Source organism: Persicimonas caeni (assembly GCF_006517175.1).
Classification (GTDB): Bacteria; Myxococcota_A; Bradymonadia; order Bradymonadales; family Bradymonadaceae; genus Persicimonas; species Persicimonas caeni.
In genome coordinates this window covers 6,455,196-6,468,868 of the sequence record NZ_CP041186.1, presented here as the reverse complement: position 1 = coordinate 6,468,868, position 13,673 = coordinate 6,455,196, and the positions used below count along the sequence as shown (strand labels likewise).

The following is a 13,673-nucleotide window of genomic DNA, read 5'->3' as shown; positions in this document are numbered from 1 at the left end:
TGCGTCTGCCGACGAAATTCGCCGGCATGGGCGCTGCGGATTTGCTTGTGATTGTGAACAGTCAACGGGCAAAGCCCGCCCCGTTTTCAAGCCACCTCGGATAGGTCATGCGCTACGCACATGCCCACCCCGACGCCACGACCTCCAACGACGCCGCTGCGGCACTCCTCATGGCACAGGTCCATCTTCACGCCACGCCGACACTTCCAAATCGACGCATCAACGAACCCGCACCGGGCAAATCCGACCGTTTCGCCACAAGGACCAAACTGCCGGCTCGGCCTCCGCCGAGCGCGCCAAAGAGGTACGGTCCCACATCTCCTCGAAGATACGCTCGCCACGAAGGCTTTGTTTTGCGGATCGGGAAACCGTTCCGCCGCAGTCCAGGTTCTGTGCGACAACTCCGGACCGAGCCGAGGCGAGGGGATTCGCTGCAGATTCGGATGCCGTCTGACGCAGGCGATGCAGCGCATCGTCGAGGACAGACGGCGCCGAAGAAGCACGAATCAACCGCCTTCGGCGACGGGAGTGAGTTGTCGCACAGAACCTTCTGAGCCCTCCGGCTCAGCCACCAGCTGGTGGGCCAACGCTAACGACGACCCACCCGCCCATTTGAAGGAGAGATTCGTGGCCACGATACTTCCACCCCTCACTACTGTTTTCGGCAAAAATCGAAAATCGTTGCGTACTTTTTTCAAGATCGGCCTGCAGCGGCGCTCAGGCGCCGCATTTCTCTAACGAGGCGTTCGGAGTGACGCGCGCTTTCCCTACCTCCCGTTCGGCATTGCATCGCAGGCGGATTGCGTTACGCTGAGACCATGCAAATGGCTCCCCTGCACATCATCGTTCTGTCGACGCTGCTCGCCGTGACGGCGTGCCAGTCGGACGTCGGCGGCCACGGCACGCGCCCTGACACAAACTCGCAGGACACGAACTCGCAGGACGCGACTTCGCAGGACGCCGACGCGCTCGATGCAGGCCGCGACACCCGCGACGCCTCCGCAGACACAGCCCCCGACACTGCACAACCGGACGCCGACTCAGCCGACACAACGCCCACTCCACCGCGCTGCACGTCGACCGAAGACGCCATCCAGTGCACCCGCAACACCGCCGTCTTCGACCCCTCCGACGGCTTCTACGAGCGCCGCGAGGTCCATTGGCAAGTCCCCACGGGCTCGCCGCCCGCCGAGGGCTGGCCCACGGCCATCCTCTTTCAGGGCTCGTTCTACAGCTCCGAGCGCTATTGGGAGGGCGAGCGCAACGACCCCATGGGCCTCTTCCACCGGGTGCGCACCATCGACAAGCTGCTCGGGGCGGGCTTTGCGGTCATCACGCCGGAGGCCCATTTCGCCGGCTCGACTTACTGGGACACCAATATCGCGCCGTGGGCCACGAACTGGACGAGCGCGCCGGACCACGAGTTGATGCTCGACATCTTCGAGGCCATCGAGGCAGGTGAGTTCGGCGACGTCGACCCCGACCGTCTCTACGCCGGCGGCATCTCGAGCGGCGGGTACATGACCAGCCGCATGGCCGTCGCGTATCCCGGACGCTTTCGCGCGCTGGCCATCTTATCGGCCTCCTACTGCTGGTGCGCCGGCTACACCTGCTACGTCCCCAGCGACCTGCCCGACGACCATCCGCCCACGCTCTTCGTGCACGGCCGCCTCGACAACACCGTGCCCATCTGGACGATGACGCCCTACGAAGAGGGCCTGAGCGACGGGGGCACGCCCACGCGCCTGCTCGTCGACGAAGACGCCGGCCACCACTGGATTGAAGAGGCGCCTGCGGCTATCCTCGACTGGTTCCAAACCCACTGAACCCGGCCCGACACATGAAGTATCGCACGCTCGCCCTCCTAGCCCTCGCCGTCAGCCTAGCCCCCATCACCGCCTGCTCGGTCCTCGACCCCGGCGACGAGATCGAGACGCCTGACGCCGCGCTGACGCCCGACACGAGCTCCGACACCGCCGACGCCTCCACCGACACCGCCGAGCCCGAGCCGACGCTCGTGGGCCTCGAGATCTCCCCGGCCGATCCGGTCATCGAGGTGAACACGGCGCTGACGCTCGAGGTGACCGCGCTCGGCTCGGACGGCTCGGAGCTTCCGACCAACGACGTCGTCTGGAGCAGCTCGAACGAGGACGTCGCCACGGTCAACGAGTACGCCAAGATCTACGGGCGAGGGCTCGGCACGGCCACGATCACGGCCACCCTCGAGGACGTCAGCGCGTCGGTCAGCGTGCGCGTCAAAGGCAAGCCCGTCGAGACCGTCGAGGTCATCCCCGACGACCGCACCCTCCAGATCGGCGAGCAGGTCGAGCTGACGGTCTTCTTGGAGGACGTCAACCGATCGGCCATCGAAGATGAGCGCGACATCGAATTTGTGTCGTCGGCTCCCGAGGTGGCGGTCGTCTCGCCGGCGGGCGTCGTCACCGGCGTGAGCGCGGGGAACGCCACCATTACGGTGACCTGTGAGGGAAAGAGCGACACCGCAGCGATCATCGTCGAGGCGACGCCGACGAATGTCGAGCGTGTCGAGGTGACCCCGGCGAGTGACCAGCTCGTGCGCGGCGACACCGTGCAGCTGCAGGCGCAGGTCTTCGACAATAACGGCCAAGTCATGAGCGACCCCGACCTCACCTGGACGAGCTCGGCGCCCGACGTCGCCACCGTCGACGCCAACGGACGCGTCGAGGCGGTCGGCGAAGGGAGCGCGACGATCATCGCCTCGAGCGGAGGCAAGAGCGACACCGCCTATATCGACGTCGACTTCTCGGTCTCGGCGCTCGGACTCGGCGCAGGCCACGGCTGCGGCCTGGTGCAAGGCATCGCGTTTTGCTGGGGCCAAAACGACCACGGCCAGGTCGGCCAAGGCACCACCGGCGCGACCGCCGCGCTCGGCCGCGCCTCGACCGGCTCGCCGCTCGACGTCATCTCGCTGGGCGACGCGCACTCGTGCGCCACGGACGGAAGCCAAGCCTGGTGCTGGGGCAAGAACGACGCCGGCCAGCTCGGCGACGGCACCACCACCGCCCGCGCCGTCCCGACCCAGGTCACCAACGCCTCCGACCTGCAGGGAGTCTCGGCAGGCGCCCAGCACACGTGCGGCGTGACGAACAGCGGCCAGGTCTGGTGCTGGGGCAAAAACGACGCCGGCCAGCTCGGCGACGGCACCACCACCGCCTCGACGAGCCCGGTGCGCGCCCCCGGCTCGAGCTTCGCCAAAGTCTTCGCCGGCGCCCAACACACCTGCGCCCTCGACACCGCCGGCCACGCCTACTGCTGGGGCAAAAACGACCGCGGCCAACTCGGCGTCAACGACACCAACGACCGCAACAACCCCACCCAGGTGCTCGGCGGCTACGAGTTCGTCACCCTCGCACTCGGCGACGCACACACCTGCGGCATCGGCACCGACGGCAGCACCGCCTGCTGGGGCGCCAACGACGCCGGCCAACTCGGCGACGGCACCACAACCGAGCGCCACACCCCGATCCTGATCTCGGCCCCGGTCTCCTTCTCGCGCCTGGCCGCCGGCCACGCCCACACCTGCGCCCTCGGTCCGGGCGGCGACGTCTACTGCTGGGGCCAAAACGGCGCCGGCCAACTCGGCCTCGGCTCGACTACGAGCCGCCCACAAGCCACCAAAATCAGCTCCTCGGCCGACTTCACCGACGTCACCGCCGGCGGCGCCGGCACCTGCGCCCTCGACACGTCAGGCAAGCCGTGGTGCTGGGGCGCACCGAGTGGGGTTCGCGTGCCGACGAAGGTTGTAGGTTTTTAGTGGGGGATGGGACGTGGTGAGTTGGTGCGCCCTATCCTCCCGGGACTCCCTTCGCTTCGCTACGGTCGCCCCGGGCTACCGAGGCCTTCGTTTCGCTTCGCTTCACTCCGGCGCGGCGCGGACTGCGCGCCTTGGTGGGCAACTCGCCCGCCACCGCCAACCCGTCGCCTACCACCGCCAACCCACCCACCAAGGCGCCGCCGTCCAGCGCCGCGCCGAGCGCCTTTTGCGAGGCCTCGGTAGCCCCGGGCGACCGAAGGGAGTCCGGGGGAAAACGAGCCACAACAACCCAAAACGCTCATTTCCCTTCGAACGTCCCCGAATAGCCCCAACCAAGAAAAATCCCGCCCCCACGACCTCCTCGCCGCGATCCACCCAAAAACCACGCAACGATTCGGCCCATTCTGCCGAAAACCATAGTGAGAGGTTTGCGCACACCCTAGCCACTATGGAGCCAGATATGCCATTCACCCGCTTTCGCTTTCATATTGTCTTCGCCACGAAAGGTCGCGCCAAATGGATCGACGCCGAGATCGAGGAATTCCTCTACCCGGTGCTCATCAGTTCGGCAGCTCGAAATGACGGAAAGATCATCACCCTTGGCGGCGTCGAAGACCACGTGCATCTCATCGCGGCAATCAAGCCCAAAGTTGCTCCGTCCCATTTCATCGATCGAACCAAGTCCGAGTCTTCCGGTGCGATTCGCCGCAACTTCCGTCGTCGCCGCAACTTCAAGTGGCAGGTCGGGTTCGGCGCCTTCACGTTGAGCGCGCTCGATTACCAAGACGCCGTTCGCTACGTAGAAAAGCAAAAGGAGCATCATCGACGAGGCATCACCTGGAGCGTGTTCGAGGAAATCATGGAGGAGGGATTTGAGGAGGCAGCCTAGATGGGAGCTTCTCGCTTCTCGTCCCGGGACTCCCTTCGCTTCTCGTCCCGGGACTCCCTTCGCTTCGCTACGGTCGCCCCGGGCTACCGAGGCCTTCGTTTCGCTTCGCTTCACTCCGGCGCGGCGCGGACTACGCGCCTTGGTGGGCAACTCGCCGGCCACCGCCAACCCGTCGCCTACCACCGCCAACCCACCCACCAAGGCGCCGCCGTCCAGCGCCGCGCCGAGCGCCTTTTGCGAGGCCTCGGTAGCCCCGGGCGACCGAAGGGAGTCCGGGGAGTTGAGGCACAACAACCCCAAACACACATCCCTCCCCACACATCACTCCACCACCAACCCATCCCCCACCTCAATCCCACGCCCCTCGACCTCCCCGGCCGCCAACTCGACGGCATATTTCGCCGGCGCGCCCGACGAAATCAGCCCCGGCGCGCCGGGTGTGAGGTCGGAGGCGACCGCCACGACGACGCCGTCGGCGTCGGCGAAGACCAGATCAATGGGGAAGCGCATCGCCTCGACGGTGTATTGGAGTTCCTCTTCGTCGGGGTGGACGAAGAGCATGCCCCAGCCGGGCTGCATACAGGGGCGCTCGGCCAGGCCGCGTGAGCGGGCGAGGTCGCCGGCGGCGACTTCGGCGGTGTAGGTGGTGAGTGTTTCGTCGGCGCGTGTGAAGGTGATCGTCGTCGTGCCCTGCCCCTCGACACCCGACATCGCCTCGGGCCAGCCGCACGCTTGGTCGATGCAGACGAGGTAGCCCGAGCATTCGCCGTCCGCCGAGCATGCGCGGCCGAACGCTGGGGGTTCTTCGGCGGGTGGGCAACTCGGCGCAGGAGGTTGTCCGTCGCCGCAGGCTACGAGCGTGAGGGCGACGAGCAAAGCGACGATGGTTCTAGCGCAGCTCATTGACCTCGTTGATCAGACGCACGGTCATCGAGTCGGTGCCCTCGCCGAGCCCGCCCTCGACGAAGACGCGCACGTCGATGTCGACCAGACGCCCGGCGGCATCATCCGGGTCGACGACGTTGAGGATGACCTGCTCCCACACCCGAAAGTGGCCCACGCCCGGCTCGTAATTCCACGCCCGTTGGTTGATGCGGTAGCTCATGGGGTCCGACGAGAGCAGCTCGCCGGTCTCGGCGTCGGTGACGCGGTACTCGACGACCGAGATAAACTCCTCGGCGCCGATCGTCTCCATGCGCAGTCCCGGTTCGATATGATAGCCGCCCTGGAAGCCAGAGACGACCTCGAGCGTGGGCTCCTCCTCGGTGACTTTCACGAAGGAGCCGTCTTGGCGGCCACCCAGCTCGACCTCGATCGCAGGCGGCGTGCCGTCGGCACCGCCGTCGTGTCCGGCGTCGGAATCCGGCGGCTCGTCGGGGCATCCGGCGAGCAGCAGCGCTGCGATGAGCAAGAAGCAGGGGGACATGCGCAGTCTCACAGCGCCTCCAAATATTCGACGAGCGCGGCGCGCTCTTCGTCACTGATCAGTTCGTAGCGCTCGACGACGCCCGCCGCCTCGCCCGCGTGGCGTCGAATCGCCTCGTCGAGCGTGCCGGCGAGTCCGTCGTGCATGTAGGGGCCGGTCTGCGAGATGCCCCAGAGCGGCGGCGTGCGAAACTCGCGCGTCCCGGCGACCACGCCCTCGACGCCGCGGTAATCCTCGGGTGCCACGTCGTGCAGCAACAGGTCGCTGAAGAGCCGAACCGGCTCGCCCGACCCCGTCGGCAACTCGGGCACGTGACAGCTGTCGCAGCCGACCTGCCCAAAGAGGCGCTCGCCCTCAGTCTGCGTCTCGTCGAGGGACGCGGCCTGCGGGGGCGGGCCGAGCATCGCGGTGTAGAAGACGAGCGCCAGGTAGTCTTCGCCACCGAATTCGGGGTCTTCGACAGCATCGTCGTCGGTCGCCACCCCGGCCAAGAAGGCCTCGTCGTCGGCGAGCGTCAGCCCGACCTCGTTGGAGAGCGCGTCGCGCACGAAGTCTTCGAGCGTGGGAAAGTCGCCCTTCCAGCCAAAGCGGCCCACACGGCCGTCGGCGAGTCGGGCGACGCGGCCGGAGATGCCGTCTCCGTTCATATCGTCGGGATCGGCGTTCGCCTCGATCGCCGCCTCCGGGATCTGGTCGACGAGCCCCAGCCCGTATAGCGGCGGCGTCTGGCGCAGCTCGACGACGTTGGCGTCCGGGTCCGCCGCCGGGCGGCCGTGCACGTCGGTCGCCAAACGGTGCAAGAGCGTGCCGCCTTCGGGCGTAAAGAAGAGCCCGGATTCACCTTCGATGATCCCCTCGCGGGTGACGTTCAAGCCCACGGGCCCCGCCCCGCCAATGGTCGGCTCGAAGTGACACGCGCGGCAGCTATCGCCGTTGAACATCGGCCCGAGGCCGGCCTCGAGCGTCATATCGCGGTCGAAGACCTCGCGCCCACGCTTGTAGAGCTCGGCCGAGGCGCCCGTCAGGTCGTGCACGGGCCCGCCGTACTCGCCCACGTCGGCGACCGGCTGGCCGGGGGGCAGAAGCCCCGAGGAGCGCTGCTCGCGGCCTCCGAGTGACTCCAGAAACGCGATGATCGCCGCCCGCTCGTCCTCGGCCAGCGCCTCGTAGCGCTCGCGCACCGCCTTCGCCTCGCCGCCGTGCCACCGAATCGCCTCGTCGAGGGTGTCGGCGCGGCCGTCGTGCAGGTACGGCTCGGTGGCCGCCACGCCCCACAGGGGCTGCGTGCGATACTCCGAGCCGGTCGCCACGCCCTGCGCGAGCCCATCGGCGAGCTCGTCGCCCATGTCGTGCAGGAGCATGTCGGTGTAGGCCATCACGAGTCCACGCGGGCCTTCGAGCGCCGGCACGTGGCACTTCGCGCAGCCGATTTCACCAAAGAGCGCTTCACCGCGCTCACTCTCCTCGGTCGGCGCGTCGGGCGCGGGGGCCGCCAAGAGCATCGCGAAGGAGACCAGGTCGAAGAGCTCGTCTTCGGAGAGCTCCGGGTCGGCCGCGTCGTCGCTGTCGAAGAGCGGCTCCTCGGGCGCAGCGGCCTGACAATGCGGGCAAAAAGGCACGCCCAACCCAAAGCCCGAGCCCGACCGAACGACCATGCCAGTCTCGAGGTCGCTGGGCACCGGCAACTCTGCCTTGCGCGCGTTCGGCAGCGGATTCGACGTCAGCCCCAGATGGTTGAAGAGCGGCCCGCGAATGAAGCCCTCGATGGAGACCGTCTGCGCCTTTCGGCCAAAGCGGCCGACAAAGCCGCGGTCCCAGTTGGGCCGGCCGCTGATGCCGTCGCCGTCCTCGTCGTCGGGGTCGGAGTTGGCCAGGATGGACGCTTCGGGGATTTCGGCCAATGCGCCGACGCCGAAGAACGGAATGGCGTTGCGCGTGGCGAAGAGCGTCGCCCGCTCGTCGGTGGCCACGCGATACGGCGCCTCGGTGCGAAACTGCGTCTGCACCCCGTCCTTTCCGAAGAGCACCAACGAGTCGTCGGACAAGCGCGTGCCCGTGAGCAGGAAATTGCGGTAGCGCGGGCTCGACCCGCCGGTCGTAGGCTGCTCGTGGCAGCTCGCGCAAAAGGAGGTATTGAACTCCGGCCCCAACCCGGTGTCCACGGTGTGGCGCTCGAGCGCCACGGCGCGGCCGCGCTCGAAGGCCTCGAGCTGCTCGTCGGTCGCCGACGGCATCGGCTCGCCCATCTCGGCGAAGATATCGGTCGCCACCTTCGGGGGCGGATCGTTGGGCTCGTCGCAGCCGCTACAGCCGCCCGCGAGCACCGCCGCGATCGCCAACAGAGTCGTGATCAGCCGAGTCTTCATCGCGAGCCCTCCCCGCCGGCCGCGCGTTGCAGCGCCACGCCTTCATAAGGCCCCATCGGCATGCCGAAGTTCCCGCCGACCGAAAAGAGCGCGTCGCCCGTGCCGAAAATGGCGTGCATCTCGAGGGTCGTGTCGATCGGTTGGGTCTCCAAGCTCAACTCAGCCGTATCGAGTCGGCCGAGCGTGCCGGCGTTGCCGGCCACCCAGGCCGTCTCCGCCTCGTCCATCCACACGCCGTTGAGCCCCGGCGTGGGCGCGAGCGACGCGTGCGTCCATTCGGTGCCGTCGAAGCGAACGACGACGCCGTTCGAGCGTCCCCCGACCATCACGATATTGTCAGGGCCTGTGCCCCACAGCGAGATGAGATCTTCGCTCGTGCCGACGAGCAGCTCTTCGAGCGCCTGCCCGTCCCAACGGAGCACCGCGCCGCGCTGGCCGACAATGTAGACGTTGTCCGCCCCGGTGCCCCAGACCTTGAAGAAGGCGCGCACGTTGGGGCGCTCCATCTCGGGCAGCGTCTGCGCTTGCCAGGTGCCGTCGGCCCCGCGCCGAAGCACGGTCGCGGCGCCTTCGTCGCGCCCGTTGCCGCCTACGGCCCACACATCGTCGGGGCTCGCGCCCCAAATACCCCACAGGTCTTGTTCGGTCGGAGTCTGCTCGGCGACCCACGCGTCGCCTTCGCGGCGAAGCACGGTGCCGCCGTTGCCGGCGATGATGGGGGTGCCGTCGTCGAACACGTGCACCCAGTTGAGGAGCGGGACGCCCTCGGGGAGTTCATCCTCGGCCCAAGTGCTTCCGTCGTAGCGCCAGAGCCGGCCCTCCTCCGGAGTTCCGCCCGCGGCGTAGACCTCCGAGGAAGACGCGCCAGCTACGCTCAACAACCAGCCGGACTGACTGGCGTCGAATGCATCCTGCCACCCCTCGGCTGGGTCGTTATTGTCGCCGCCATCGGGCCCGCATGCGACGAGCAGCAAAGCCAGGGCGAGCGCGGTGATTCTGAACATCTGTGACTCCCAAACGATCATGGCTGGGAGTCTAGCAAATCGTTCAACCCGGTGAAAATCATCGTATCGATTGAAGCCCGGTGCGGCGCGGCCTCGCCCGACGCATCGCTCAGATGCGCTCGAAGAGTCCGCGAAGCCCGTTCAGCACATCGATATAGCTGAGGATGCCGACCAAATCACCGCGGCTGCCCAGCACAGGCAGCGCGGTGAGCCGGTTCTGCACGAGCAAATCGACCGCCCGCTGGATCGACTCGTCGGCGCCGATGGTGATCACGTCGCGCTCGGCGCTGAAACGCGTCTTGAGGAAGCCGCGCACGGGGCTTTCGATGAACTCCTCGTAGGCGTCGCGATCGGCGTCGAAGTGGTGGGCGATATACGCCGCCGAGGCGAGCTCACGTTGGCTGAGCATCCCGATGACGCGCCCGCAGTCGACGACCGGCACGTGACGGATGGCGTGCTTCTCCATCGCACGTTTGGCCGTGCGCAGGGCCGCGTCGACGTCGACGGCCAACACGTAGGCGGTCATCAGATCCCTGACGACGATACGGTCTTCGGGATCGATCTCTGGCAGCGTCTCTAGATCGCCGAATAACTTGTCGAAAAAATCTGTCGATGACATCACATCTCCCTCGCCGGCGCGTCGGCCGACTCTCACGCGGGCGCTCCGGCCCGAGTCTTTTTGACCGTGTGAACTCCCCAAACCACCCCGGCGACGATCAACAACGTCTGAGCCGTCACCGTGATGACCTCGGGATAGAACCCGAGCCACGAGACGGTCGGCAGGGGCAACGAGAACACAGGCAGATAACCTGCCTCGACAAACGCGTGGAGCCCGCTGCCCACCAGAACGATGCACAGCGCGTACAACAGCGCCCCGGACACAGCAAAGAACGGCTTGATGGGTAACTTCTTCCCGGCCTTCAAAATCAAGACGGCGACCACCGCCAAGACCGCGCCGCCGCCCACCATGCCGGCGATCACTGCGCCCTCGCTGCCCTCGGCCTCGATGAGCAGCGCCTGATAGAACAAAATGGTCTCGAACGCCTCGCGATAGACCGCCAGGAAAGCGAGCCCGAACAAGGCGAACATCTGCCCGCCGCTGGCCTTCTGCGCGATCTTCTCCTTGATGAACTCCAGCCACTTCTGGCCGTGCAGGTTCGACATGAACCAATAGCTGACCGAGAAGAGCACCGCCGCGGCCAGCAACCCGACGATTCCCTCGATGAGTTCACGCCCGGCGCCCGAAATCGCGATGAGCTCGTTGGCGACCCACCAGGTCGCGCCGCCGGCCAGCAGCGCAGCCGCCCAGCCCGCGTGCACGAATTTGCGCGATTCGGGAGCGCCGAACCGGCGCAGCAAACCGAGCAGCAAGCCGATCAGCAACACCACCTCGAGACCTTCGCGCAAGATGATGACTGCGCTGGCTACCGCCGCGGTCCACGCTTGGCCGCCGCCCTGCCCCAGCGCCGCCTCGGCCTGGTCGAGCGAAGCGCGAAGCGCGGCGAACTGCGCCTCGGCCCGCTCGGCCTTTTCGTTTTCGAGCGCGTCGCGAAGCGTCATGAAGTGCGCTTCGGTCTGCGCGACGAGGTCGCCGTCGATGGCCGACAGCCTGCTCTCCACGGGCTCGAACCCGTCGAGATACGCCGACAGGACTTCCTTTCTGGCGAGCTTGTAGTCGCCCCCTTCGAACGCACTCTCGGCCCGATCGATGTGCGAGAACGCCACCGCGAGCGCGTCCGCCTTGCCCTCTTCAACCGCCTTGGGAGCCTCGACGCGCAGGTACGACACGGCCGCGTCGACCTGCTCTTTCGCGACGCCTGCTTCGATCAAGCGGCCTCGCAGGTCTCTGTCCGACAGCGACGCCAACGTCGCCAAGCTGGCGTCGAAGCTCTCGGGCAACTCGGCGGCCGAGCCCTCCGTTTGATGTCCGTGCGCCAGCGACATCACGTAGAAGGCGATATCCCAGCGCTCGCTCGCAGAGAGCTCCGAGAAGGCGCGCATCGGCGTGCCCTCGATGCCGAAGCTGGTCGTGTTGAACACCCTGTACGGCGAGAGCACCGCACGCGTGCCCGCGTCGGTGAAGTTGGTCGGCGTGGGCTCCATCTGGTCGACGCCCGGCACCTGGGCGCGCCCGTCTGCGCCGTGACACTGCACGCAGTTGGCCTCGTACAACTCGCGCCCGCTCGTCAGCTCCGGCGCCTGCGTCGGTGCGAGGGCCACCTCGAAGCTATCGACGACGAGCTTCCGAGCGTGCAGCGCCGTCTGGGCGACCTCGGCACGACTCGCCTTTCGTTCGATGAGCGCGTCGAGCTCGACCAAGGTCTTGGAGAGCTCTTCCGGGGCCTGCTTCGAGCCTTTGGCGAAGGTCTGCGCGTCGTCCGCGAGTTCCTGCATCTCGCGGAACTCGAAGTCGTTGATGACCTCGCCGTCTTTGACCGCAGCCGCGTAGTCCGCGCCGATATAGTCGAGCAGCCCGACGAGTCGGTGACCGTCATCGGTCTGCGCCGACGCAGTCGCGGCGAAGAGGACACTGCAAACCAAGATAAGCGCAGCAAGAAACCGGGAGAACACGTGCTGCTCGAGGAGATGGAACATGGCTGGAGGACACCGAGGGAGAGAACAACTGACCACGAACTTGCACTACCACATACTGATAACGACTTTCAATTTCGCGGTTCGATAAGGTGAGGACAAAAAGCAAGTGACCGAGCCACGCCCTCAGCGTCACTCGGTCACTCGATCATTCGCTATCTCGAACTCTCACTCACCCCGGTAATCTTTGAGCTTGTACTGCACCTTGCGCACGCTGATGTCGAGCACCTCGGCGGTCTCGCTGGTGCTGCCGCCGGCGGCCTCGTAGGTCTTCAAGATGGCGTAGCGCTCGATATCCTCGAGGGTCGACCCGGGGATGCGAATCTCGCTGTTGGGCGCGAACGACGTCTGGCCGAAGTTGTCGGGCAGGTGGCTCATCTCGATGCGCGTTCCGTTGGCCAGCACCACGGCGCGCTCGATGGTGTTCTCGAGCTCACGCACGTTACCCGGCCAGTCGTACTGAGACAGCGCCTCGATGACCTCGGGAGAGATCTCGTCGATCTCTTTGCCGTTCTGCCGGGCATACTTGGCCACGAAGTGACTCGCCAACGGCGCGATATCGCCGCGGCGCACGCGCAACGGCGGCGTGTTCAGGTGGATGACGTTGAGGCGGTAGTACAAGTCCTCGCGGAAGTTGCCGTCGCGCACCTCTTGCTCGAGGTCGCGGTTGGTCGCGGCGATGATGCGCACGTCGACCGAGATGGTCTGGTTGCCGCCGACGCGCTCGAACTCGCGCTCTTGCAGGAAGCGAAGCAGCTTGACCTGAGTGGCCATCGGAATCTCGCCGATCTCGTCGAGGAAGAGCGTGCCGCCGTTGGCCTCCTCGAAGCGACCGGTGCGCTGACTGGCCGCGCCGGTGAAGGCGCCCTTCTCGTGTCCGAACAGCTCACTCTCGAGCAGCGTCTCGGCCAGCGCCGAGCAGTGAAGCCGCACAAACGGCTTCTCGGAGCGGTCGCTGCGCTCGTGAATCAACCGAGCGACGAGCTCTTTACCGGTACCCGACTCGCCGGTGATGAGCACCGTGGCGCGCGAGGTGGCGACCTGGTCGATCATGCCCTTGAGCTTCTGCATCGGAGGGCTGTTGCCGACCATCTGCGTGGTCGCCCCGCCCAGGCTCACGCCGTTGCGCAGACGATCGAGCTCGCGGCGCATGCGGGTGCGCTCCAAGGCTCGGTCGATGACGATTTCGACCGCGTCGAAGTTCAGCGGCTTGGTCAGGTAATCGTCGGCGCCCGACTTCATCGCCTCGACGGCGTTCTCGACGCTGCCGAACGCGGTCATGACCAAGCAGGTGAGCTCCGGGAACTCCTCGCGCGCCTTCTTGATGAGCGTGAGCCCATCCATGACCGGCATACGCAAGTCGGTCACCAGGATGTCGCACTCCCAGTCGCGCAGCACTCCCAGGGCTTTGAAGCCGTCGGGGGCGTCGCGCACGTCATAGCCGTCTTCCTCGAGCAAAACAGCCAGCGCCTCGCGGGCGTGCTGCTCGTCGTCGACGATCAGGATCCGACCACGGTCGGCGCTCATCTCGTTCATCGTTTCGTCGTGCATGGTCATGGAGGACATGTGATTCTCGGGGTTTTATAGTCTCGAATCAGTCGGG

10 protein-coding genes are annotated in these 13,673 nt (G+C 66.5%); 3 read left to right on the top strand and 7 right to left on the bottom strand.

Annotation, left to right across the window (positions count from 1 at the left end; translation table 11 throughout):
* The first annotated feature begins 824 nt into the window (after positions 1 to 824).
* The 3 genes from FIV42_RS24000 (at position 825) to tnpA (ending at position 4,682) form a co-directional block, all read left to right on the top strand.
* Positions 825 to 1,826 (top strand): extracellular medium-chain-length polyhydroxyalkanoate depolymerase, encoded by a 1,002-nt coding sequence (locus FIV42_RS24000; RefSeq protein WP_141200148.1) that lies wholly within the window; start codon positions 825 to 827, stop codon positions 1,824 to 1,826.
* A 14-nt stretch (positions 1,827 to 1,840) separates the two neighbouring features.
* Positions 1,841 to 3,793 carry an Ig-like domain-containing protein gene (locus tag FIV42_RS23995; RefSeq protein ID WP_141200147.1) on the top strand — a complete coding sequence of 651 codons (1,953 nt, stop codon included), beginning with the start codon at positions 1,841 to 1,843 and terminating at the stop codon, positions 3,791 to 3,793.
* Between the two features lie 460 nt (positions 3,794 to 4,253).
* The gene (gene tnpA / locus FIV42_RS23990) at positions 4,254 to 4,682 is read left to right on the top strand and encodes an IS200/IS605 family transposase (RefSeq protein ID WP_168210905.1); all 429 of its coding nucleotides are present in this window, start codon (positions 4,254 to 4,256) and stop codon (positions 4,680 to 4,682) included.
* A 321-nt stretch (positions 4,683 to 5,003) separates the two neighbouring features.
* On the opposite strand, the gene FIV42_RS23985 is transcribed toward tnpA, so the two are convergent.
* The 7 genes from FIV42_RS23985 to FIV42_RS23955 form a co-directional block, all read right to left on the bottom strand.
* On the bottom strand, positions 5,004 to 5,585 hold the full coding sequence (locus FIV42_RS23985; RefSeq protein WP_141200145.1) for a DUF192 domain-containing protein: 582 nt from the start codon (positions 5,583 to 5,585) through the stop codon (positions 5,004 to 5,006).
* Entirely contained in the window at positions 5,572 to 6,108 is a 537-nt protein-coding gene (locus FIV42_RS23980; protein ID WP_146983782.1) for a hypothetical protein, read from the bottom strand. Before FIV42_RS23980 ends, FIV42_RS23985 begins: the two co-directional genes overlap by 14 nt.
* Before the next feature lie 8 nt (positions 6,109 to 6,116).
* A complete protein-coding gene (locus tag FIV42_RS30610) occupies positions 6,117 to 8,474 on the bottom strand; it encodes a di-heme oxidoredictase family protein (RefSeq protein WP_141200143.1) in 2,358 nt (785 codons plus the stop codon).
* The gene (locus FIV42_RS23970) at positions 8,471 to 9,478 is read right to left on the bottom strand and encodes a beta propeller repeat protein (RefSeq protein ID WP_141200142.1); all 1,008 of its coding nucleotides are present in this window, start codon (positions 9,476 to 9,478) and stop codon (positions 8,471 to 8,473) included. The genes FIV42_RS30610 and FIV42_RS23970 overlap by 4 nt, the downstream gene beginning before the upstream one ends.
* Before the next feature lie 109 nt (positions 9,479 to 9,587).
* Entirely contained in the window at positions 9,588 to 10,097 is a 510-nt protein-coding gene (locus FIV42_RS23965) for a CBS domain-containing protein (RefSeq protein WP_141200141.1), read from the bottom strand.
* Positions 10,098 to 10,129: 32 nt separating this feature from the next.
* A complete protein-coding gene (locus tag FIV42_RS23960; RefSeq protein ID WP_141200140.1) occupies positions 10,130 to 12,073 on the bottom strand; it encodes a cytochrome c/FTR1 family iron permease in 1,944 nt (647 codons plus the stop codon).
* 165 nt (positions 12,074 to 12,238) lie between these two features.
* The gene (locus FIV42_RS23955) at positions 12,239 to 13,636 is read right to left on the bottom strand and encodes a sigma-54-dependent transcriptional regulator (protein WP_222615305.1); all 1,398 of its coding nucleotides are present in this window, start codon (positions 13,634 to 13,636) and stop codon (positions 12,239 to 12,241) included.
* Between the last annotated feature and the right edge of the window lie 37 nt (positions 13,637 to 13,673).

Coding starts and splice junctions, on each gene's coding strand:
- FIV42_RS23995 (WP_141200147.1), top strand. CDS start 1,841: ATGAAGTATCGCACGCTCGCCCTCCTAGCCCTCGCCGTCAGCCTAGCC.
- FIV42_RS23960 (WP_141200140.1), bottom strand. CDS start 12,073: ATGTTCCATCTCCTCGAGCAGCACGTGTTCTCCCGGTTTCTTGCTGCG.
- FIV42_RS30610 (WP_141200143.1), bottom strand. CDS start 8,474: ATGAAGACTCGGCTGATCACGACTCTGTTGGCGATCGCGGCGGTGCTC.
- tnpA (WP_168210905.1), top strand. CDS start 4,254: ATGCCATTCACCCGCTTTCGCTTTCATATTGTCTTCGCCACGAAAGGT.
- FIV42_RS24000 (WP_141200148.1), top strand. CDS start 825: ATGGCTCCCCTGCACATCATCGTTCTGTCGACGCTGCTCGCCGTGACG.
- FIV42_RS23955 (WP_222615305.1), bottom strand. CDS start 13,636: ATGTCCTCCATGACCATGCACGACGAAACGATGAACGAGATGAGCGCC.
- FIV42_RS23970 (WP_141200142.1), bottom strand. CDS start 9,478: ATGTTCAGAATCACCGCGCTCGCCCTGGCTTTGCTGCTCGTCGCATGC.
- FIV42_RS23985 (WP_141200145.1), bottom strand. CDS start 5,585: ATGAGCTGCGCTAGAACCATCGTCGCTTTGCTCGTCGCCCTCACGCTC.
- FIV42_RS23980 (WP_146983782.1), bottom strand. CDS start 6,108: ATGTCCCCCTGCTTCTTGCTCATCGCAGCGCTGCTGCTCGCCGGATGC.
- FIV42_RS23965 (WP_141200141.1), bottom strand. CDS start 10,097: ATGTCATCGACAGATTTTTTCGACAAGTTATTCGGCGATCTAGAGACG.